Origin of the sequence: Lysinibacillus odysseyi 34hs-1 = NBRC 100172, assembly GCF_001591965.1 — a bacterium.
Taxonomy (GTDB): domain Bacteria; phylum Bacillota; class Bacilli; order Bacillales_A; family Planococcaceae; genus Lysinibacillus_B; species Lysinibacillus_B odysseyi.
Genome location: NZ_BCVX01000004.1, coordinates 126,152 through 147,315, shown reverse-complemented (window position 1 = coordinate 147,315; position 21,164 = coordinate 126,152). Strand labels below are relative to the sequence as shown.

The 21,164-nt window shown below is 41.3% G+C and carries 20 protein-coding genes and 1 pseudogene; 9 read left to right on the top strand and 12 right to left on the bottom strand.

Annotation, left to right across the window (positions count from 1 at the left end; translation table 11 throughout):
• The first annotated feature begins 7 nt into the window (after positions 1 to 7).
• A complete protein-coding gene (locus tag BOD01S_RS08015; RefSeq protein ID WP_036157280.1) occupies positions 8 to 1,006 on the top strand; it encodes an NADP-dependent oxidoreductase in 999 nt (332 codons plus the stop codon).
• A 58-nt stretch (positions 1,007 to 1,064) separates the two neighbouring features.
• Here the strand turns inward: BOD01S_RS08015 and BOD01S_RS23915 are convergent.
• From BOD01S_RS23915 to BOD01S_RS08005, 3 genes and pseudogenes are all read right to left on the bottom strand, one after another.
• Positions 1,065 to 1,198: pseudogene (locus tag BOD01S_RS23915) on the bottom strand (Tn3 family transposase); the annotation flags it as partial.
• A 359-nt stretch (positions 1,199 to 1,557) separates the two neighbouring features.
• Positions 1,558 to 2,946 (bottom strand): sensor histidine kinase, encoded by a 1,389-nt coding sequence (locus BOD01S_RS08010; RefSeq protein ID WP_036157282.1) that lies wholly within the window; start codon positions 2,944 to 2,946, stop codon positions 1,558 to 1,560.
• Complete coding sequence (locus BOD01S_RS08005) at positions 2,946 to 3,659, bottom strand: response regulator transcription factor (protein ID WP_036157285.1); 714 nt, start codon at positions 3,657 to 3,659, stop codon at positions 2,946 to 2,948. The genes BOD01S_RS08010 and BOD01S_RS08005 overlap by 1 nt, the downstream gene beginning before the upstream one ends.
• 169 nt (positions 3,660 to 3,828) lie before the next feature.
• Between BOD01S_RS08005 and BOD01S_RS08000 the strand changes: the two genes are divergently transcribed.
• From BOD01S_RS08000 to BOD01S_RS22895, 7 genes are all read left to right on the top strand, one after another.
• Positions 3,829 to 4,740, top strand: a complete 912-nt coding sequence (locus tag BOD01S_RS08000) for an ABC transporter ATP-binding protein (RefSeq protein WP_036157287.1) — start codon at positions 3,829 to 3,831, stop codon at positions 4,738 to 4,740.
• Complete coding sequence (locus tag BOD01S_RS07995; protein WP_036157289.1) at positions 4,740 to 5,495, top strand: ABC transporter permease; 756 nt, start codon at positions 4,740 to 4,742, stop codon at positions 5,493 to 5,495. Before BOD01S_RS08000 ends, BOD01S_RS07995 begins: the two co-directional genes overlap by 1 nt.
• A 17-nt stretch (positions 5,496 to 5,512) precedes the next feature.
• Positions 5,513 to 6,247 carry an ABC transporter permease gene (locus BOD01S_RS07990; RefSeq protein WP_036157291.1) on the top strand — a complete coding sequence of 245 codons (735 nt, stop codon included), beginning with the start codon at positions 5,513 to 5,515 and terminating at the stop codon, positions 6,245 to 6,247.
• A 22-nt stretch (positions 6,248 to 6,269) separates the two neighbouring features.
• Positions 6,270 to 6,629, top strand: a complete 360-nt coding sequence (locus BOD01S_RS07985; RefSeq protein WP_036157292.1) for a YxeA family protein — start codon at positions 6,270 to 6,272, stop codon at positions 6,627 to 6,629.
• Between the two features lie 713 nt (positions 6,630 to 7,342).
• Positions 7,343 to 8,284: a methyl-accepting chemotaxis protein gene (locus tag BOD01S_RS07980; RefSeq protein WP_036157294.1), complete on the top strand. Its 942-nt coding sequence runs from the start codon at positions 7,343 to 7,345 to the stop codon at positions 8,282 to 8,284.
• Between the two features lie 711 nt (positions 8,285 to 8,995).
• Positions 8,996 to 9,358 carry a DUF2294 domain-containing protein gene (locus tag BOD01S_RS07975; RefSeq protein WP_036157698.1) on the top strand — a complete coding sequence of 121 codons (363 nt, stop codon included), beginning with the start codon at positions 8,996 to 8,998 and terminating at the stop codon, positions 9,356 to 9,358.
• A 95-nt stretch (positions 9,359 to 9,453) separates the two neighbouring features.
• Positions 9,454 to 9,627: a multidrug transporter gene (locus tag BOD01S_RS22895; protein WP_088321724.1), complete on the top strand. Its 174-nt coding sequence runs from the start codon at positions 9,454 to 9,456 to the stop codon at positions 9,625 to 9,627.
• A 219-nt stretch (positions 9,628 to 9,846) separates the two neighbouring features.
• On the opposite strand, the gene smpB is transcribed toward BOD01S_RS22895, so the two are convergent.
• From smpB to BOD01S_RS07945, 6 genes are all read right to left on the bottom strand, one after another.
• On the bottom strand, positions 9,847 to 10,311 hold the full coding sequence (gene smpB, locus BOD01S_RS07970; protein WP_036157296.1) for an SsrA-binding protein SmpB: 465 nt from the start codon (positions 10,309 to 10,311) through the stop codon (positions 9,847 to 9,849).
• Positions 10,312 to 10,545: 234 nt separating this feature from the next.
• On the bottom strand, positions 10,546 to 12,945 hold the full coding sequence (gene rnr, locus BOD01S_RS07965; RefSeq protein ID WP_036157298.1) for a ribonuclease R: 2,400 nt from the start codon (positions 12,943 to 12,945) through the stop codon (positions 10,546 to 10,548).
• Positions 12,946 to 12,982: 37 nt separating this feature from the next.
• A complete protein-coding gene (locus BOD01S_RS07960) occupies positions 12,983 to 13,729 on the bottom strand; it encodes an alpha/beta hydrolase (RefSeq protein ID WP_036157300.1) in 747 nt (248 codons plus the stop codon).
• Positions 13,730 to 13,810: 81 nt separating this feature from the next.
• The gene (gene secG, locus BOD01S_RS07955) at positions 13,811 to 14,038 is read right to left on the bottom strand and encodes a preprotein translocase subunit SecG (protein WP_036157302.1); all 228 of its coding nucleotides are present in this window, start codon (positions 14,036 to 14,038) and stop codon (positions 13,811 to 13,813) included.
• Positions 14,039 to 14,151: 113 nt separating this feature from the next.
• Complete coding sequence (locus BOD01S_RS07950) at positions 14,152 to 14,457, bottom strand: hypothetical protein (protein ID WP_036157304.1); 306 nt, start codon at positions 14,455 to 14,457, stop codon at positions 14,152 to 14,154.
• Between the two features lie 88 nt (positions 14,458 to 14,545).
• Positions 14,546 to 15,850 carry a hemolysin family protein gene (locus tag BOD01S_RS07945; RefSeq protein WP_036157306.1) on the bottom strand — a complete coding sequence of 435 codons (1,305 nt, stop codon included), beginning with the start codon at positions 15,848 to 15,850 and terminating at the stop codon, positions 14,546 to 14,548.
• 426 nt (positions 15,851 to 16,276) lie between these two features.
• Between BOD01S_RS07945 and BOD01S_RS07940 the strand changes: the two genes are divergently transcribed.
• On the top strand, positions 16,277 to 17,242 hold the full coding sequence (locus BOD01S_RS07940) for a nuclease-related domain-containing protein (protein WP_036157308.1): 966 nt from the start codon (positions 16,277 to 16,279) through the stop codon (positions 17,240 to 17,242).
• Between the two features lie 240 nt (positions 17,243 to 17,482).
• Here BOD01S_RS07940 and eno read toward each other — a convergent pair whose 3' ends face one another.
• The 3 genes from eno to tpiA form a co-directional block, all read right to left on the bottom strand.
• Entirely contained in the window at positions 17,483 to 18,775 is a 1,293-nt protein-coding gene (gene eno, locus BOD01S_RS07935) for a phosphopyruvate hydratase (protein WP_036157310.1), read from the bottom strand.
• Between the two features lie 63 nt (positions 18,776 to 18,838).
• Positions 18,839 to 20,398, bottom strand: a complete 1,560-nt coding sequence (gpmI, locus tag BOD01S_RS07930; protein WP_036157312.1) for a 2,3-bisphosphoglycerate-independent phosphoglycerate mutase — start codon at positions 20,396 to 20,398, stop codon at positions 18,839 to 18,841.
• Positions 20,391 to 21,152, bottom strand: a complete 762-nt coding sequence (tpiA, locus tag BOD01S_RS07925) for a triose-phosphate isomerase (protein WP_036157314.1) — start codon at positions 21,150 to 21,152, stop codon at positions 20,391 to 20,393. The genes gpmI and tpiA overlap by 8 nt, the downstream gene beginning before the upstream one ends.
• Positions 21,153 to 21,164: the final 12 nt, after the last annotated feature.

Here is a 21,164-nt window from a genome sequence, read left to right as displayed (position 1 = left end):
GCAGGCAATGAAAGCTGTAGTCATAGATAAATACGGGAAGGTTCCAATGCGCTTGGCGGAAATGCCTGTACCCGAAATCGAGGAATACGAGGTACTCGCAGAAATTCATGCAGCAAGTATCAACCCTATTGATTTTAAGATACGTGATGGAAAAGTGAAAATGTTACTTACATATAAAATGCCCCTTATTCTTGGTAACGACTTTTCCGGTGTCGTCGTAAAAGTAGGCTCAAAAGTGACTCTTTTTAAAGCTGGTGACGAAATATATGCACGTCCACGTAAGAGCAAAATTGGCACTTTTGCTGAATACATCTCTGTTCATGAAGATGATATCGCCTTAAAGCCTAAAAATTTAACTTTTGAGGAAGCAGCATCAATCCCATTGGTTGGGCTAACTGCGTACCAGGCTTTTTCCGACAGACTGCAATTACAAAAAGGACAAAAGGTCTTCATTCAAGCTGGAGCTGGTGGTGTCGGTACTTTTGCCATTCAACTGGCAAAATTGATGGGGGCTACTGTTGCCACTACTGCCAGTGAAGCCGGTATGAATTTAGTAAAATCTCTTGGTGCAGATGAAGTTATTAATTACAAAACAGAAAAATTTGAGGATGTATTAAAAAATTATGATGCAGTGTTTGATACACTTGGGGGCGGGATATTAGAAAAATCGTTTAATGTTGTCAAAGAAGGCGGTAAAATTGTTTCCGTTTCGGGATTACCGAATGCCCGTTTCGCTAAAGAATATGGTTCAGGATTTTTCAAAACATTGTTATTTTCAGCAGCGAGCAGTAAACTTACTGCTCTTGAAAAAAAGCATCATGTTCAATATACATTTTTGTTTATGGAGCCAAGCGGCGAACAGTTACGTATTATCGCAGACTATATTGAATCAGGTAAAATCAAACCTGTAATTGATAAGGTTTTTTCTTTTGGTGATTTTCAAAAAGCAATGGAATATGCAGAGTCTGGCAGGGCTAAAGGGAAAGTAATAATAAAAATCAAATAATGGCATTTATGTTTATGTGTAAGGCACCAGCTCTTTGTAATTGATACTGTATGGTTCATTCCTGAGGTTCTTCCTGTTTCCCGAAGAAAATAGCTCTTGCCTGTCCTTTCATGGTATCTCTTTTGTTTAGCCCTTTTGTATGTTCCTTCTTAAAGATTCACCTGTAATATAATTCAAAATAAAGATACTTTTCCTATTCACCCCATCTCAAGTGGCTTTATAACAAAGTTTGATTAACATCTTCTATTAATTTAAACAGGATTTTTCTTTATGTTACTCCACTGAAGGGCCATTATATGTAGTCTAATTTTATCTGTATTCAACACAAGTAATTCTCTTTGGACAGTGATTATTATTCTTTGCATAACTCTACCTTCTATTAACGGAGACAAATGTGGAAGAAATCAATAATTATTTGTAGTAGATTGAGTGTAAGTTTTGAAATTATAGTAGTAAATGATGCCCTCTGTTGGATGCAAAGGCTTTATATACAAGGTTTTATGCTAGCTTGTATATAAAGCCTTATCTTCTATGAAAAAATACGCTTTCTCTCAATTGGGATTTACGGAGGGCAATACAAGTTCTGCTTTTAACCCTTTTCCGACATCACTTGATAAAATTAAACACCCAAAATGGGCCTTTGCAATTCTTGCAACCATCGGTAACCCTAAACCATGCCCATTATGGCTAGATCGTTTTCTTTTAGAGGAAAAGGGTAATTCCAATAGATTAGGTATTTCATTTTGAGGTATTCCATTACCATTATCCTCCACGATAAAACTACAGGTTCTGCTACTTTCATCAAAGGCTGTTTGTAGAAGTATCACACAGCCGTCAGGATTATGGTTAATACTATTTTGTACCAGATTAATAATAGCACGCTTTAATAGCCGTTCATCCCCATTCACCTGAACTCTTTCATCTGGAAATTTCACTTCTATTATAAATCGTTCATCTAATCCGTTATTTAGAAATTCGGATGCGATTTGTCTTGCCAGTACGGAAAGACGAATCTGCTTTTTGTTTAATGGCTGCATTTCATATTCCAGCATTGAAACAAGGTTTAAGTCACTCACAAGAGACCTTAGATACTCTGCCTGTTTACGGATAATACTAGCTTTCCTTCTTTGTTCTTTTGGAATATCGCTATTTTCTTCTAAGTCGCTTGCATACCCAAGTACCATAGAAAGTGGGGTTCGGATATCGTGTGAAATACCCGCAATCCAATTGGATCGTGCTTCATCCCTTTCTTTTAAACTAACATTTTTTTTGCGCAGTAAAGCTGCTGCGCTGTTTACGTTTTTGGCAAGATCGGCTAATATACCCTTTGGCTCTATAAATGTCTCTCTGTCCTCACCAAGAGCTTGTATCCCTTGAGTTAGTGGACGAATAGAACGGATAAGTCTATAGCCGATGAGAAGTGACAATAATAATGCCAAACCAATATTTATAATAAGCAAAGCAACCACCCTCAACGGCAATGAAGAGACCCAACTTGTTGGAAGGATATGTGGATATTTTGCAAAGCTCTCTTTTGGAAATCCGATAACTACCAATCCCTCATCATGTTCCCATACAAAAACTGGATAATCCATTAAGTAACTTTGAGTAAACTTGGCTACATCGGTTAACGAGTAGGTTTTCGGAATTTCCTCGGGAAGCATATAATTCCATGCTACTTTTCCTGAATCATTAATTAGCATAGCCCATGCATGATCTTCCTTAAGTAATTTTGCTGATATAGCATCTAAAGAATAAGTATCGGACGAGCGATGTAAGCCCTCTGCCACATTTTGAACAACTGCGCCAGGAGAATTCCCCTTGTTCATACCATTAAATATCCAAATACCTAGGAAGATAAAGTTGAAAGCTAGTAAAAAAGCGGAAATCATCATAGTTGAACCTATAAAACGCTTTAAAATACGGAGTGTTCCTTCCATCATTCCTCTTCCTTTACCATCAACTTGTATCCTAACCCTCGAATAGTCAGTAAATATTCAGGTTTAGAAGGATTGGCTTCAATCTTTTCGCGGATACGGCGAATATGAACCATCAATGTGTTTTCATAGCCATAGTAATCATCTCCCCATGCTGCCTGACAAAGTGCATCACTAGTCACGATACGGTTTCGATTTTCATATAGCTTAAACAGCAATGCATGTTCTTTTGCTGTCAAATGATATTCGTTTTTATCATTCTGAACAATACCACTTTCAAAATCAATATTATAGTTTCCCAATTGAAATATAGGACGCTGTTCCTGCTTAGGAGGTGAATAAACACGTCTCATGATTGCAGATAGGCGGAGAACTAGTTCTCTCGGTAAGAAAGGTTTAATAATATAATCGTCTGCACCAAGTCCAAGTCCTAGCAATCGATCTTCATCTTCACCTCTTGCAGTTAAAAAAAGGATAGGAATATTTGAGGTTTGACGTAAGGACGATAGAAGGGAAAATCCGTCACCATCAGGAAGCATTATGTCTAAAATGGCTAGATCAGGTTTCACAGTATGGAAAACTTGTAACGCTTCTGTGCAGCTAGAGGCTTGATAAATACGTCCAAATCCTTCTTTACGCAAGAACCCATCCACCATATTCCTTATCTCATATTCATCATCTACGATAAGCAGCTTTTTGTTTTTTATATCACCCATATAAAATCACCCACCATAATTATACAATACCCTTTTCTAGATTCCTCCTATAGGCCATTTCATGGCTCTAATTTAAGGTTAGCGTAAGGTAAATTTCAGTCTGACGAAAGGTTACCTTTTTATCCTTTGTATAGAAGGATATTGATAAAACGAATTGGAGGAAGAGAGCATGAGTCAAATAGTTACTACCCATAATCTTTCCAAACGGTATGCGGATACGTATTGTGTGAAGGATGTAAATTTATCTGTAGATGAAGGGGAGATTTTTGGATTTCTTGGACCAAACGGTGCAGGTAAATCTACCACTTTAAAAATGATATTAGGGCTGGCCAGACCTACTGATGGTAAAGTAAAGGTCTTTGGAAAGGATTTCAAAGCAAACCGCCGACTAATTTTAAGCCAAACAGGTTCCCTTATTGAATCTCCATCCTATTATGGACATCTCTCAGGACTAGAAAATATGCGTATTGTACAGAGGCTACGGGATATTCCCGATAAAAATGTAGCGGAAGTTTTGAAAATCGTTCGATTGGAAAATCAAAAGGATAAAAGAGTGGGGCAGTATTCACTCGGCATGAAACAGCGTTTAGGGATTGCAATGGCGCTTTTATCTTTTCCAAAGCTTTTGATTTTGGATGAGCCAACAAATGGTCTTGACCCTGCCGGTATCGGTGAAGTCCGGGAATTGATTAAATCTTTACCCCAACGTTATGGAATAACAGTACTAATCTCTAGTCACCTACTTTCAGAAATTGAGCAAATTGCAACCTCGGTCGGCATTATCAACGATGGAAAGATGATCTTTCAAGGTAGCATGGATGTTCTGAAAAAAAAGAGCCAACAAACTATTATGATAAAAACAAGTAACAATAGGTTGGCACAGGAACTACTTTCTACGAAAGGCTTATTTCCCTTTTATCGTAAAGATTCTTTAGTGTTTGAAAACTTCACGGATGAGCAGGTAATACAGGCGAATAGAAGTTTACTTACAGCTAATATTGACGTACTGCGTATTGAGGAACAGAAGAAGAATCTAGAGAGCATTTTCCTAGAAATTACGGGAAAGGAGCGAAGCCTGTAATGAAATTGATTGGTCTCGAATTTTACAAATTGCGCCATAAGCATCTTTTTTTGATGACCACCCTATTTTTACTTGTAGAAATAGGATGGGCGTTCATGGCAACCAGCATGTCAATAACTCGTAATCCATTAATCGCTAGATGGGAAACACTTATTTTGATGTTATCCACTATGAATGGCCTGTTTTTACCTATTCTTTCAGCGATATGCGTCTCCCGCATCTGTGATATGGAACATAAGGGAAATACATGGAAACTGTTACTCACAGCTTCTGTGAAGCGAGGACACCTCTATGCAGCAAAATATATTTGTGCATGTCTTGTTATGTTGTGGATATGTATATTGCAAATTTTTTCTGTCATTGCCTTTGGTATTATCAAAGGCATTGAGGAACCAGTTCCATTTTTAATATTAGCTCAATTCCTTTCAGGAACAATTTTGACCAACATGGTTATCGTAGCACTACAACAATGGGTATCAATGGCATTAAAAAATCAAGCTTTTGCTTTAACTGTTGGGATGATTGGAGGATTCATCGGCATGGCAGCTGATTTGTTCCCATTAGACGTTCGAAGATTTTTTGTTTGGTCCTATTACACAGGTCTAAGCCCCGTTAAGCAAAACTATGTAAATGAACAAATGCAATTTACTATACAGGATTTAAGTATTTTACTACCATTGATGGCTTTCCTAATAATAGCCGGGATTGTTACCTATCTAGCTGGTAGTATCCAAATATCTAGACAAGAGGTATAAGGAGGATTGATTTGATTATGTTAATACGTTGCATTTCTGCAGAGTGGTTGAAATTACGACATTCCCGTATATGGATAATACTAGTTACCCTTCCGATTATAAGCGTATTAATTGGGAGTGCCAACTTTTATATAAATCAAGGCGTATTGGCGAAGGAATGGTATAGCCTGTGGTCACAGGTCGGTTTATTTTACGGAGAATTTTTCTTTCCTATCCTTATTTCCATTTGTTGTGCGTATTCGTGGAGATTAGAACATTTAAACAAAAACTGGAATATGATTATGACCGCTCCAGTATCGGCGGCCAGTATCTTTCTATCTAAGATGCTAGTTGTCGGTTTGTTGCTAATTTTTGTTCAAATTTTATTTTTCCTATTATATCTTATTGGAGGAAAACTAGTAGGGCTAACCTCCGCGCCCCCTAGTGAATTATTTGAATGGTTCATTCAAGGCTGGATAGCTAGTCTTACAATCAGCGCTATGCAATTGGCTCTTTCGATGCGTTATCGTAGTTTCGCAGTTCCAATTGGTATCGGTTTATGCGCTACTTTTTTAGGTTTGGCAATGTACGTATTGGATTTAGGAATGCTATTTCCTCATTCCCTACTGACTACTGGAATGGGTGTACTTAGTCAATCGGATTTTTCATCCCAAAGTGAGTATATTTTATTTTTGATAACTAATCTACTCTACATTATTGTTATTAGCTTAGTGGCCATTCGGTGGATGAGAAGGAAGGATGTAGTAGCATAAACATTTAAAAGGAAGTGATGACATGAAAAAATTCGTGTTTGGAATGGGTCTAGTCCTAGTGATTATCGTTGCTTTTTCCGTCTTCTTTTATAATCCCAATAAGCTAAACCCAGAAAAACCTGAAGGGAAAACTCGTTATTATACTATAATCGTTAAGGATGATGACAAAGAAATATTAGGCAAAAATCAAAGATATGAATATACTTTAGATGCTTTTGATGAAAGTGGAAAAAAAAAGAACCTTACCTTTACTAGTAGCAAGCAATTACGAGAAGGCGCATATTTAGAATTGTATGTTGCACCATTTCGTGGTGTTACCTACTGGCAGGAGTTGCAGTTTGAAGAATTACCTGAACAAATCAAGAGTATATATTCTAAATAAAAAGCTGAAAGTGGCTTATATGTGAGAACCACTGCCGAATGAATCATTATTCTTTACTCCATTAAAGGTCGCAATAGCTGAGCAACACTCATGGAAACAATTAAGCCTTTTTATCAAAATCTCATATCTAACAAAAACGTAAACCTCCATTTTTCAAAATGGAGGTTTTGCATTTGCTTTTCAATATGGATTGACCGGCATTTTTCAATCAGACTTTATTTCAAAGCGCTAATCATATGGTTTGGAATGATGAAAATAACTTATATAAATAAAAAATCATTAATTACGGTTAATTAAAGTTAAGAGAGGACGCTGTATATAAACAGAGTCAATTGGGAATTTGTTCAGATTTTGTTTAGCCGCTATTGTTAGACTACCTAAGAACTTTACCAATTGAGGTAACCTCGGCTGAAGATAAACAAAACTAACTAGATAAATCGGCAGCAGCTCTCTTTCAAATGTATGTTAGCTTGATTCATCTCCTGTTCTAAAATGCAGGATTTTTTCTTACTGCACTTAAATACCGTTTTATGGGATAAAAGCTCAATGTTTTTGTTTATGGAAAACTATAAATCGTAGAACTCATTTAAAAATTATTAAAGGAATACTCGTTTTATTTATAAAAACTATTCAAACATCTTATAAGACTCGGCACTTACCATACATAGAGTTCACTAAAGATAAAATATGAGAAAATTGGAGATAAAAATATAATGATTAACTCCCTTTCAAAAACTACAAGTACGCAAGTATTAAATCAAAATTCCGTACTTGCTGCTTTAGAAACATCATTAGCGCTTATTGAATTTGATCCTTATGGGAATGTACTTTGGGTAAATCATAATTTTGCACGGACAATGGGCTATAGGATCGAGGAATTGTCTAATGTGCATCATCGGCAATTCTGTACCTCTGAATTCGTCAAAAGTCCAGAGTATAATACATTTTGGGAAAATCTCCGAAAGGGAAAGTCCTTTCAGCAAAAAATCCAAAGAGTAACGAAACAAGGAAGTATCATATGGCTTGAAGCAACGTATACACCAGTTTTTGATGAACATGCAGTAGTTCAAGCCGTAATAAAAGTGGCGACGGATATTACAGATCGTGAAAATAGAGCTGCTAATGTCACCTATAATTTGCGGCATATGGCGGGTAATTTAAAAGAACGGGCAGAAAAAGGAATTAGCCGCAGTCATGAAGTTGAATCTGTTATAAAAGAAATTGTTGAACAAAATAAAGAAAACATGGAAGTGTTACATAAGCTTGCAACCCAAACAGAAGCTATTCATGGTATAGTGAAAACCATCAATGAGATTGCCTCGCAAACGAATTTATTAGCTTTGAATGCAGCAATTCAAGCAGCTCATGCCGGGCAGCATGGGCGTGCCTTTAGTGTTGTTGCGGAAGAAGTACGAAAGTTAGCCAATCAAGCGAAGGAAGCGACTCAAGATGTCCAGTCTAATGTGAAAAGTATTACAGAGCAGGTTTTTGAGGTTACTTTAGGAACAGAACGTTCGGAAAAGTCAATTTCCGAAAGCCAAACCCGTATCGGACAGGCAATAAGTGAATTTATTGAGATTGACGAATCAGCCCGTCAGCTTGATAACCAGGCAAGAACTTTATTGGATCAGTTGAGAGGACATACGGAGAGTTAGAATAATTGGTTTGCAAGAGAAGAGCGCGATTCTTACCAGGAATAAGCGCTCTTTTTATATGGAAGACCTTTTCTTGAAATTATGCAAAGGGAAAAGAAAGTTAGAGGTTAATATAGTAAACGATGGTAAGCAAGTTAGTTGATTAACGGGAACAAAACAAAAATTTAATGAAATTGACCTTGACAGAAAGTTAATTTAATAATAGAATTTTGACTATAAATAAAGTTTTATCCGTTCCTATTATTTTTAGTCTGATAGTCAACCCATTTAGGACATTGATTATCAATCTAAAATCAAAAAGGAACCTAGAATAAAGTTATTGTAAATATTAGGTAGACGATTTAAAGAACCTTGATTAGGTTAGTTAAAAGTAAACCGACAATTTTCAAAGTATAATGGTATGCTTATTTTGGGCCGTTATCTTTTTAATTGTCGGTTTTTTTGTCCATAAAAGCAATTAACTTGGTAGAAATGACCCAATGAGAGGAAATTTATCTATTCAACACATTGAATTCGATTGCCCTTAGCTGATTCAAAGGGACCTTGTAGGAAGTGGTTTTCAGTTATCTATCCATTCACAAATCGAGACTTGTGCCATATAGGAAAAAGTATGTTTTTAGCTTATAGTTAAAAGCTAAAGGATATGGACTATACAAAATTTTCAAATATATGGCTAACAATCATTTGTGAAATGGAAGGAAGAAAATCATGATGGATAAAACAAAAGGTGTTCTTGAAGCTGAGATCAGTAAAGTGTTAACTCATTGGGAAAAAAATTATCTTGGGCGCGGATCCGTGTCGGTTAAATCAGATATCGTGCGAGATATGGTAGTTGTTGTGCTGAGAGGTGTCTTAACACCTGCTGAATATGCAGTATGCCAAGAAAAAGAAGGTCTATTATCGGTTAAAAAAATGCGAAATAGCCTGGTGGAATCAGGAGTGCAAGAAATAAAAGAAGCACTATCAACGATAACGGGTTTTGAAGTGGTGAGTTTTCATACCGACTTGAGCACAAAAACCGGGGAACGCGTGATGGTCTTTAGGCTTTCAGAGGATCTGCAAAGTAAATTATGATGTAACGATTGGATGGTTTCATTTTTTCACAAGATTTCAACATAAATCTTGTATTCACTTAATAAAAAAACGACATACAGGAGGCTTAAATTGATATGGATAAGAATAAGACATCAGTACCTCAACCAGATGCAAATGTAGAAAATAACCCTAAAGCTATCGATAATGAAAAGCCTTTAAGTATTAAGGAAACGATAGCTAAAAACAAAGAAATCATAGAGAAAAATCGTGAAATGCTAAAGAATTTAACATTGTTCTGCCCCTGTTGATGTTGGGGAAAAAGAACAGAAACAGCATTTCTCTCTTAACAATAATCAGGCACAATTCTAGAAATAGAATTGTGCTCTTTTTTGCTTGTGAAGAAATTCCTACACTTCTTCCAAATAAAAAAGCATGAACGGACCGGTAATGATGCCCATTCATGCTTTAGTGTATCCCCTCTCTTTATCTATGCTGCTGATCCAGCAGGCAAAGAAAAGGATACATACTTATTGATTGCGCGCCTTGAACGCTCTTTCCATTTCGCGCTTCGCTTCTTTTTTACGCATGTCATCGCGTTTATCGTAATCTTTCTTCCCTTTTCCAATTCCGATCAAAAGCTTTGCATAGCCGTCTTTGATGTACATTTTCAGCGGCACGATCGTATAGCCATCACGTTTGACAGCACCGACAAGCTCACTGATTTGTTTCTTATGTAGCAAAAGCTTCCGCTCGCGCAGTGGATCATGGTTGAAGCGGTTTCCTTGGTCAAATGGAGAAATATGCATGTTGACGATCCATGCTTCGCCATGACGGACACGTACGAATGAATCCTTCAGCTGCACCTTCCCCGCACGGATCGACTTAATTTCCGTTCCCGTGAGGACCATGCCCGCTTCAATCGTCTCCTCGATAAAATAATCGTGGCCGGCCTTTTTATTTTGGGCCAGTACTTTCCCTTGTCCTTTAGCCATATGTCACAACTCCTCAGTGCAAGCATTCCCTTGCAGGTTATTCCTATTATAGCGCAAGAAAAGCGCCTTCGCTCCCGTTTTGCTGCAGCAGGCTATTAAAAGCAGTCTCTAGCAGCGGGAGCGAATGCCCGAATGTTTCCATCACGCAGAAATATTGTATATCCTTATTTTAAAAACGGCTGGAGACACGCCATCCCCAGCCCGTTTTTTACATGCCCTGCCACTTGGCACAGACTATCTTTTTCCTTTTTTCTTTTTACCTTTTTTCGCGATGCCTTCGTAGAACTTTGGCTTTTCTTTTCCATCCTTGCGACGGCCGCGTGGGTCACGGTCGCTTGAAGAGGAACTTTTTCCGCCTTTGTCCTTTTCCCCGCGCTTTCCTTTTCCGCCGCGTTTATCACGACGCTCAGAACGCTCGCCGCGTTTCTTGTCAGGACGCCCTGCCGTAATAACCTTCGGCGCCACTCTACGCGGACGGCTGCCGGCAGATTGCACCATATCGACGATTTCAAAGTCGACCGAGGATTCTTCAATCACGACATTCGCAACACGTACTTTTACTTCATCCCCAATACGGAACTGGCGTCCTGTACGCTCGCCGATCATGACCATCATACGGTCCTCGAAGCGGTAATAATCATCGGTCATATTGCTGATATGCACAAGACCTTCTACCGTGTTTGGCAGCTCGACGAAAATCCCAAAGTTCGTAATGGACGATACCATACCGATAAATTCCTCGCCGATTTTATCGGACATAAACTGCGCCTTTTTCAGTGCATCCGTATCACGCTCTGCATCAACGGCACGGCGTTCACGTTCGGATGTATGATCTGCGATTTCATCCATCACCGAATTCCAGTGGACAACCGTTTCTTTTGATGTGTCCCCATTGATTAAGTACGTACGGATCAGGCGGTGTACGATCAAATCCGGATAGCGTCGGATCGGCGATGTGAAATGAGTATAATAATCCGTCGATAAACCAAAGTGGCCAATCGATTCCGGATAGTAGCGTGCCTGCTGCAGGGAGCGTAGCAGCATCGTCGAAATGACCGGTTCTTCCGGCAGTCCTTCGATCGATTTAATAATTTCCTGCATCGCTTTTGGATGAACAGAATTACCTGTCCCCTTGATAACCAAGCCGAAGTTTGTGACGAACTCGAAGAAGCGCTGCAGTTTCTCCGGCTTTGGATCTTCGTGGATACGATACAGGAACGGCAATTCCATCCAGTGGAAGTGCTCGGCAACTGTTTCGTTGGCAGCCAGCATGAATTCCTCAATGAGGCGCTCTGCTACCGTACGCTCACGCAGAACGATATCGGTCGGCCAGCCATCTTCATTTACAAGTACCTTCGACTCCTTGAAGTCAAAGTCGATTGCACCGCGGCTCATCCGTTTGTTGCGCAGAACTTCTGCCAGCTCCGCCATCATTTCAAACATCGGGATCAATGACTCGTAGCGCTCTACCAGCTCAGGATGATCATCCCGCTCTTCCAGCAGCATATACACATCGGAGTAAGTCATCCGTTCCGTTGTTTTGATCACGCTTTGGAAAATTTCATGCTTGATCACCTGTCCGTTGCCGTCAATGATCATTTCACACGAAAGCGTTAAACGGTCCACTTGTGGATTTAAAGAACAAATTCCGTTTGACAGGCGGTGCGGAATCATTGGAATCACGCGGTCCGTCAAATAAACAGACGTTGCACGCTCATATGCTTCTTTATCAATGATTGAGTCCTGCGTTACATAATAGCTGACGTCTGCAATGTGTACACCAAGCTTATACGTACCGTCTGCATTTTTTGTCACGGTAACGGCATCATCAAGGTCTTTTGCATCCGCGCCATCAATCGTCACGATTGTTTCGCCGCGGAGATCCCGCCGTCCGACTAGATCCTTCTCGGAAATTTCATCCGGTACTTTTGTGGCAGCATCGACCACTTCAGCAGGGAATTCCGGTGGGATATCGTGTTTGTAGATAATCGAAAGGATATCAACACCCGGATCATTTTTATGACCGAGAATTTTTGTCACGATTCCTGCTGCAGATTTGATATCATCCGGCCAGTCGGTAATTTCCACGACAACTTTATGGCCATCGACCGCACCGAGTGTATCTTCCTTGGCAACGAAAATATCCATGTTCAGCTTTTTGTCATCCGGTACAACAAACCCAAAACCACGGTTTGCCTGGAATGTCCCGACAAAGGTTGTTTTGCCGCGCTCGACAATTTTGATGACCGTTCCCTCGCGCCGGTCGCCTGACGTTTCCTTCATCACGCGAATTAACACCGTATCGCCGTTAATGGCCCCGTTAATATCATGCGGGGGGATGAAAATATCATCCATTCCTTCCTCTTCCGGTGTAACAAAGCCGAAGCCCTTTGCATGTCCGATAAAACGCCCGCGTAATAAATTCATCCGTTCCGGTAAACCATAACGGTTGGAGCGGGAACGCACGACTAATCCTTGTGCTTCCATTTTGACAAGCGTCTTTACAAGCTCTTTGAATTCATCCGCTTCTTCTAATTCGAAGGCGTCTTCAATTTCAGCGACTGTGAGCGGTTTATAGTCCTCATCCTTCATGAAGGCGAGAATACGCTCCTGTAATTCATTTTTTTGTGTCATTCATGTCCCTCCTTTAATGGGAATCTCTATTTCAACATCAGACACTCCAGTCAAGTTTTTCTAAAAACTGATAGATGTCCTCATGCAGTTGATCCTTTTCCCGGCCGAGTGTAATAACATGGCCGGAATGTTCATACCATTTGATTTCTTTCATATTAGACTGCGCTTCTTCGTATATATAATGCGCAGATTTTGGGTCGATAATGTTATCATTTGTCGCCTGGACGACAAATAGCGGTGAATACACCAAATCAACCTCCGCCCGGACATCCGAGACAAGCTTTTGCAGTTCAGGCAAGGAAGGCATACCTTTTTGACGAATCGCTTCCACCTCTTTTTCGATATCGTCCGCCGTTTTCCCTTCATATTGCTTATACTGCTTGGCGTAAGCCAATACTCCTTCAAACATCAGATCGAGCGTACGCATTGTCATCGGCGCACACATAGTGATAATTCCCTTAACCGGCTGATTTAGTCCTAATTTTAATGAAAAAACGCCGCCAAGAGACAGGCCCGCTACAGCGATTTCCTGATAGCCGGCTTCCTGCAGACGACTGTACGCTTCCTGTACATCCTGCCACCACTCATCGGGATTTGTCGTAATGAGCTCTTCAGGCGCTGTTCCGTGCCCTCTGTACTGCGGTGCTAAAGAAGTGTAGCCCTTTTTTTCTAAAAAGCGTCCAAGCATCCTTACATCCGCCGAGCTCCCGGTAAATCCGTGAAGGAGCAGCACTGCCCGTGGTCCTGCCTCAAAGAAAAAAGGTTTATTTTCTGCCTTTCGCATGATGGTCCTCCGATTCGCTTATTTGTCTTTATATTAACAAAAAAGCCCAACCATTGTCGGTTAGGCGTTTGATCATTCGTATTAAAATTTTGTAATAGCCAGTGCCAGGATAAAGAACAGCACGGATAACACGATTGTTACACGATGCAATACAAGGTCCATACCCCGTGCTTTTTGTTTACCAAAAAGTTGTTCTGCCCCACCAGAGATGGCCCCCGATAAACCAGCACTTTTACCAGATTGTAATAATACTACGACGATTAAAGCTAAAGCAACGATGATTAATGAAACAGTTATTACCGTATGCAAAATGTCCACCTCTTTCATTTGAAACATTACAACAAATAACAGTATAGCAAAAAGAGGGTAAGGTGACAACTTGCTTTGAAGTTTTTGAGAAAATTTAGGTAATAGTTTCTAGATTAATTGTTGCCGTCGGTAGAGTTTGTATCAGTAGAACCGTCTGTGCCGGTTGTACCGCCTTCTGTGTTAGTTTCAGTATCTGTTTCAGTATCTGTTTCGGTATCTGTTTCTGTATCGGTATTTGTATCAGTCTCCGTTTCAGTTTCAGTTTCGATTTCGTTATTTACCGGGTCATCAGTAGTATCCACGTTATCCCCGTCTTCTTCAATAATATCTGTATCGTTTACTGGATCCTCATCGTCCCCACAAGCTGCCAATCCTAGTGATAATGTAAGTGCTGATAATAATATCCATGATTTTTTCATTTTATACTAACCTCCCTGCTTGTTTGATATGTGTTTACCCGGAAAAAAAGAGAAAAAACCAGAAATCTATCTGATTTTTTCTCCAAGTTTATGAAATTTGCCGCACTTCAATATAATAGAGCTGCATGCCATCCTTTTCATGAATGGTAAACCGGTACTTCTCATGGTCTACATATCCATCCATATCAAGCTCCATATCATTAGTAAAATACCAGCCGCCCAGCGTATCAACTTCTGGATATTCCTCATCAAGCGCAAGTCCAAGCAGCTGATCTACTTCATACAGCAGGTTCTTTGAATAAATAATATAATGCCCTTCTCCCAGCTTGCGCACAGGCGGCTGCTCATCTTCATCAAATTCATCCCGGATTTCACCGACAAGCTCCTCCAAAATATCCTCGACTGTTACAAGACCGCTCGTGCCGCCGTATTCATCTAAAAGAATCACCATGTGGGTGCGCTCCTTCTGCATCTTTTGCAGAAGCTGCTGGATCGGTGTTGTTTCAATTGTTTTGATGATCGGATTTAGAAAATTTCTGAGCGAAAAATTACTTTCCGTTATCCGGTTGCTCATACCCTGCGTTAAAAAATCCTTTATATTGAGAAAGCCTATAATATTATCGCGGTCTCCCTCGTAAATTGGGTACCGTGTATACCGCTCCTCGGAAACTTGGGTTAATACGTCACGATAAGTAGCGCCTACTTCAAATCCGGCTATTTCCGTACGGGGCACCATGATCTCTCTTGCAATTTTATCATCAAATTTAAACACATTATTGACAAATTTCAATTCATTTCCGTTAATTTCCCCGGATTTATAGCTTTCCGTCAGCAGCAATCGCAGCTCTTCTTCTGTATGGGACAGCTCATGCTCGCTGGCCGGTTTCATCCCGAATATACCGACAAGCAGACGGGCTGATCCGTTAAGGAACCAGATGAAGGGATAGAGGATTTTATAAAACAGCATAATTGGTCTTGAAAACGCGAGTGTGATTGCCTCCGCTTTTTGAATGGCAAACGTTTTTGGCGCAAGCTCCCCCACCACGACATGCAAAAATGTGGCGATCAAAAAAGCAGACCCGATCGTAAACCATTGAACATATTCTGTGTTTAAGCCCAGCCATGTAAAGAATGGATGGAGAATAAATTCAAATGTTGTCTCGCCGACCATCCCAATGCCGAGTGCCGTTACCGTAATCCCTAGCTGACAGGCGGATAAGTATTCATCGAGATGGGATGTGACAAGCTTTGCTGCTATGGCCTGGTCATTGCCTTCAGCAACCAGCTGGTCGATTCGTGATTGCCTCACCTTTACGATGGCAAATTCAGTCGCCACGAAAAAGGCAGTTAAGGCAATCAGTATGGTAAAAACAGTTAACTTCACTATGGTCAAGCAGCCGTCTTACTCGTCAAAGTAAGACTTCACCTCCTAGAACATCATGATATGTAGAAACACCTATAATCTTTTCGCTTTTTAGTATAACAGATTTTTACATCCCTTACTTTCTTCTGCAACTCTTTTATAATAGTATTCATTTCCTTCATCCACCTATGGATTACCTTATCCCAAATCATCAGCACTTATGCTTCTTCTTTTGGCACGTTGGAGAGAAGGTTGCCTTTTCCTTGTTGGAGGCGCTTTCTTAAAGGATAGTAAACTATATTCTGCGAGGTAAATAAAACATGCGTGAATTTTAGGGGAGAACACTTTTTTATCGTGCAATTTTTCAACAAGGGTACGGACTCCACCTATACAACTTGAACAAAGAAACTTGAATTACCAGTATACTGGTAATAATATAGAAGCAGGAGGTGGACTATGTTATCACTTGAACGAACAAAGCCCCATCAATTGCATTATACACAGGCGCTCGTTCGCCGAATGTGCCGCACTGATGAGGAATTGCCTGACTATCATGCACGGCTTTCCAATCTCGAGGCCGGCTTCTATGGCGAACAGCGGTCGGACCGCGAATTAGCAGACTTCACGATTCCTCATAAGCATTATTTTCTTCACAATTTGGAAATTTTGAATCCTCAAGGCTTTTCTCATCAAATTGATTCCATTGTTTTTTCTCTTCATTTTTTACTCATACTAGAAATTAAAAACATAACCGGACAGTTATGCTACAAACCGGATCATCATGAATTCAGCCGGATCCGAATGGACGGAACAAAGGAAAACTTTTCAGATCCGTTCGAGCAGGCATACCGCCACAAAACATTTGCAGAGAATTTGCTGCGTTCATGGGGCATAACTACGCCCGTGGAATATGCGATCGTCATCACCAATCAAAATGCTATGCTTGATGACTCTTTACAAGGCTATCCCATCTTTCACGTAAGCGGACTGCGGCGTTCCATTAACTACTTCTTTGTAAAACACCCCGATGCATGTATGACAGAAGAAGCATTTGAAAAAGCTGGCAAGCGGTTTATAGATGCCCTGCACCGTTCCATACCAAAACGGCGGGTGTCGCTTGACCGATTGAAAAAGGGTGTATTATGCCCACGTTGTGAATTTCAGGCCGTCATGCACTATACCGCAGGGAACTGGCAATGCAGCTCTTGCGGCACCCATAATAAACAAGCATTGCGCCAAGCTTTAGATGACTACCGGCTATTAGTAAGTGAACGTATTACAAATAAGGAATTCCGGGACTTTACAGGAATTTATTCCATGCATGTCGCTTCGAAAGTCCTCTCAAGACTCGGTCTCGAAAAAGTAGGTGATAAGCGCGGCAGATTTTATATTATCCCCGAGAATTGGACAGCGGATAAATGAAGAGCTTCCCCCTTGATTAATAGGCATCGTCTATTAATCAAGGGGTTTTGTCTATTATGTAGGATGGGTTTTCGATTATTACAGCGGGATTGTCTATTAACAAGAGCTTTTTGTCTATTATGAGAGTGTTTTTGTCTATTAATACGACGGGATTGTCTATTATGAGAGCCATCACTGGGCAAGTCCTTCCCTGCTCCAAAAGAAAAAAGGCCCCTTCGTTATGTGAAGGGGCCCTCATGATTATCTTAAGTTATAGAACGATTTTAATCCTAGGAATTGAGAAGTGGCACCTAGCTGATCTTCGATGCGAAGTAATTGGTTGTACTTCGCTACGCGGTCTGTACGAGATGGTGCACCTGTTTTGATTTGGCCTGCGTTTGTTGCTACGGCGATGTCAGCGATTGTGTTGTCCTCTGATTCACCTGAACGGTGAGAGATGACTGCTGTGTAGCCAGCGCGTTTTGCCATTTCGATTGCTTCGAATGTTTCTGTCAGTGTACCGATTTGGTTTACTTTGATTAGAATCGAGTTGCCGACACCTTCTTCGATACCGCGGGATAATTTCGCAGTGTTTGTTACGAATAGGTCGTCGCCTACTAATTGTACACGTCCGCCGATGCGGTCAGTCAGCAATTTATGGCCTGCCCAGTCGTTTTCGTCCAAACCGTCTTCAATAGAGATGATTGGATATTTAGAAGTTAATTCCTCATACCATGCAACCATTTCTTCAGATGTTTTCTCTACGCCTTCACCAGCTAATACGTATTTGCCTGTTTCTTTGTTGTAGATCTCTGAAGATGCTACGTCAAGCGCAATACGAACTTCTTCGCCTGCTTTGTAGCCGGCTTTTTCGATTGCCTCTAGGATGACAGTAATTGCTTCTTCATTGGAGCTAAGGTTTGGTGCGAAACCGCCTTCGTCACCTACTGCTGTGTTGTAGCCTTTTTCTTTTAATACAGCTTTTAGGTGGTGGAAAATTTCAGAACCGATGCGTAATGCATGGCGGAAGTTTTCTGCTCCTACAGGCATAACCATGAATTCCTGGATGTCCACGTTGTTATCAGCGTGTGCACCGCCGTTTAGGATGTTCATCATTGGTACTGGTAACTGCTTCGAATTGAAGCCGCCAAGGTATTGATATAAAGGTACATCCAAGTAGTCAGCTGCTGCGTGAGCTACGGCCATAGAGACGCCAAGGATAGCGTTTGCGCCTAATTTTCCTTTGTTTTCTGTTCCGTCAAGTTCGATTAACGCTTTGTCGATCACAACTTGGTCAAGAACAGAATAATTGCCTTCTAGCTCTTCAGCGATAATTGTGTTGACGTTTTCTACCGCTTTCAACACGCCTTTACCTAGGTAGCGTGATTTGTCGCCATCACGTAACTCTACCGCTTCGTATTCACCTGTTGATGCACCTGATGGGACGATTGCACGGCCGAATGCACCTGATTCTGTAAATACTTCTACCTCTACTGTCGGGTTACCGCGAGAGTCTAACACTTCACGAGCATATACTTGTGTAATAAATGGCATAGTTTTCATTCTCCTCTATTATCAATTTTGCCCCGGCAGAACCTACCGAAAGCTTTTATTCGTTCAAACGAGGCCTGGGGTATTATCCTCGGAACTTACAAGTAAAGATTTCCCTGTCATTTCAGCAGGCTGTGCTAAACCTAGCAGAGCGAGCATCGTTGGCGCCAAATCGGCCAAAATACCGTCTGTTGCAAGTAGGGCGCCGGGCTTTGTGACAATGACCGGAACAGGGTTTGTAGTATGGGTTGTCATCGGTTTTCCGTCTAGTGTTACCACTTCATCCGAGTTACCGTGATCGGCTGTAATAATCGCTGTGCCGCCTTTTGCATGAATGGCATCTACTACCTTGCCCAGACACTCATCCACTGCTTCAACCGCCTTAATTGTCGGCTCCAGCATACCGCTGTGCCCGACCATATCAGGATTGGCGAAATTAAGGATAATCGCATCGAACTTCTCTGCTGCGATGGCTGCAAGCAATGCATCCGTTACCTCATAGGCGCTCATCTCAGGCTTCAGATCATATGTTGCGACCTTTGGAGAGGCAATTAAAATGCGCTCCTCACCGGTAAATGTCTCCTCACGTCTTCCACTCATAAAGAATGTGACATGAGGGTATTTTTCAGTCTCGGCAATACGGAGCTGGGTTAAACCGTTTGCTGCAATGACTTCCCCGACCGTATTGATTAAGTTGTCATTTTCAAACGCTACAACGGCACGGACATCTTCACTGTAATGTGTGAACGTGACAAAATTCAAATTCGTTGGATGCTTTCCAGAAATTTTCACACCTGTAACCGCTTCGTTTGTAAGGGCGGCCGATAACTGACTGGCACGATCCGGACGGAAATTGAAGAAAATGACGGCATCATTTGTATCGATTGTCGCAACAGGCTTTCCTTCCTCTGTGATGACAAACGGCACAACGAATTCATCGGTAATATCACGGTCATAGCTGGACTGTACACCGGCAGCAGCAGTCGCCGCTGTCTGTCCGACTCCATCAACCAGTGCATTGTATGTCAGCTGGACGCGCTCCCAGCGGCGGTCGCGGTCCATCGCATAATAGCGTCCGTGGATCGATGCGAACTTCCCTACACCGATCTGCTCCATCTGCTTTTCCGTCTCCGCGATAAAGTCAAGTGCTGTTTGTGGTCCTACGTCCCGCCCATCAAGGAAGCCATGCACGTATACTTCCTTGATATCGTTTGCCTTGGCGAGCTTCAGCAACGCAAAAAGATGCTCATAATGGCTGTGTACCCCGCCATCAGAAAGAAGCCCCATCAGGTGAAGCTTTGCGCCATATTTTTTAGCATGTTCAATCGCTGCCAGGAATTTTTCGTTGCGGAAGAAATCCCCTTCACGGATGGATTTGTTAATGCGTGTTAAACTTTGATAAACAATACGGCCTGCACCGATGTTCATATGTCCTACTTCGGAATTTCCCATTTGGCCTTCCGGGAGACCAACTGCTTCTCCACTTGCAATCAAGGTTGCATGAGGATAGGTATTCCAATATCGGTCGAAATTCGGTTTGTTTGCTTGTGCTACAGCATTGCCCTTTACTTCATCACGGCAGGCAAAACCGTCTAGAATAATTAATGCTACTGGCTTTTTAGGCATTGGCGCCGGCCTCCAATAATTTTAAATAAGATTCCACCTGCAAGCTCGCTCCACCAACAAGAGCACCGTCAATATGCTCCTTCGAAAGAAGCTCAACAATGTTCTCCGGCTTCACGGAACCTCCGTATTGAATGCGGATGGCTTCTGCCGTTTCCGCTCCGTATAATTCCTTCACGACATCCCGGATGGCACCGCATACTTGGTTTGCATCATCAGCTGTTGCTGTTTTGCCTGTGCCGATTGCCCAGATTGGCTCATAGGCAAGAACCATGTGCGCCACTTCGTCTGCTGAGAAACCTTCAAGAGCTGCACGGATTTGACCCGATACTTTCGCTTCTGTATTGCCAGCCTCACGCTCTTCTAATGTTTCGCCGCAGCAAATAATCGGAACGATGCCGTGCGCTAGTGCTGCTTTTACTTTTTTATTAACTGCTTCATCCGTTTCATTGAACAATTCACGGCGCTCGGAATGTCCTAAAATTACATAATCCACATGAATGGAAGCCAGCTGCGCGGGACTTATTTCTCCCGTAAATGCACCTTCTTCTTCAAAGTGCATATTTTGTGCGCCAATTGCTAGATCTGTTTCTGTTGCAATATCGACTAAAGTCGGCAAATAGATTGCAGGTGCACAAACGACTGCATCTACCTTTTCCTCTGAAGGAACCGCTTCCCGAACTGCTTCGACAAACTCAACTGCTTCGTCAAATGATTTGTACATTTTCCAGTTGCCTGCAATAATTGGTTTCCGCATATAATCCCTCCA

Coding starts and splice junctions, on each gene's coding strand:
- BOD01S_RS08015 (WP_036157280.1), top strand. CDS start 8: ATGAAAGCTGTAGTCATAGATAAATACGGGAAGGTTCCAATGCGCTTG.
- BOD01S_RS08010 (WP_036157282.1), bottom strand. CDS start 2,946: ATGGAAGGAACACTCCGTATTTTAAAGCGTTTTATAGGTTCAACTATG.
- BOD01S_RS08005 (WP_036157285.1), bottom strand. CDS start 3,659: ATGGGTGATATAAAAAACAAAAAGCTGCTTATCGTAGATGATGAATAT.
- BOD01S_RS08000 (WP_036157287.1), top strand. CDS start 3,829: ATGAGTCAAATAGTTACTACCCATAATCTTTCCAAACGGTATGCGGAT.
- BOD01S_RS07995 (WP_036157289.1), top strand. CDS start 4,740: ATGAAATTGATTGGTCTCGAATTTTACAAATTGCGCCATAAGCATCTT.
- BOD01S_RS07990 (WP_036157291.1), top strand. CDS start 5,513: ATGTTAATACGTTGCATTTCTGCAGAGTGGTTGAAATTACGACATTCC.
- BOD01S_RS07985 (WP_036157292.1), top strand. CDS start 6,270: ATGAAAAAATTCGTGTTTGGAATGGGTCTAGTCCTAGTGATTATCGTT.
- BOD01S_RS07980 (WP_036157294.1), top strand. CDS start 7,343: ATGATTAACTCCCTTTCAAAAACTACAAGTACGCAAGTATTAAATCAA.
- BOD01S_RS07975 (WP_036157698.1), top strand. CDS start 8,996: ATGGATAAAACAAAAGGTGTTCTTGAAGCTGAGATCAGTAAAGTGTTA.
- BOD01S_RS22895 (WP_088321724.1), top strand. CDS start 9,454: ATGGATAAGAATAAGACATCAGTACCTCAACCAGATGCAAATGTAGAA.
- smpB (WP_036157296.1), bottom strand. CDS start 10,311: ATGGCTAAAGGACAAGGGAAAGTACTGGCCCAAAATAAAAAGGCCGGC.
- rnr (WP_036157298.1), bottom strand. CDS start 12,945: ATGACACAAAAAAATGAATTACAGGAGCGTATTCTCGCCTTCATGAAG.
- BOD01S_RS07960 (WP_036157300.1), bottom strand. CDS start 13,729: ATGCGAAAGGCAGAAAATAAACCTTTTTTCTTTGAGGCAGGACCACGG.
- BOD01S_RS07950 (WP_036157304.1), bottom strand. CDS start 14,457: ATGAAAAAATCATGGATATTATTATCAGCACTTACATTATCACTAGGA.
- BOD01S_RS07940 (WP_036157308.1), top strand. CDS start 16,277: ATGTTATCACTTGAACGAACAAAGCCCCATCAATTGCATTATACACAG.
- eno (WP_036157310.1), bottom strand. CDS start 18,775: ATGCCATTTATTACACAAGTATATGCTCGTGAAGTGTTAGACTCTCGC.
- gpmI (WP_036157312.1), bottom strand. CDS start 20,398: ATGCCTAAAAAGCCAGTAGCATTAATTATTCTAGACGGTTTTGCCTGC.
- tpiA (WP_036157314.1), bottom strand. CDS start 21,152: ATGCGGAAACCAATTATTGCAGGCAACTGGAAAATGTACAAATCATTT.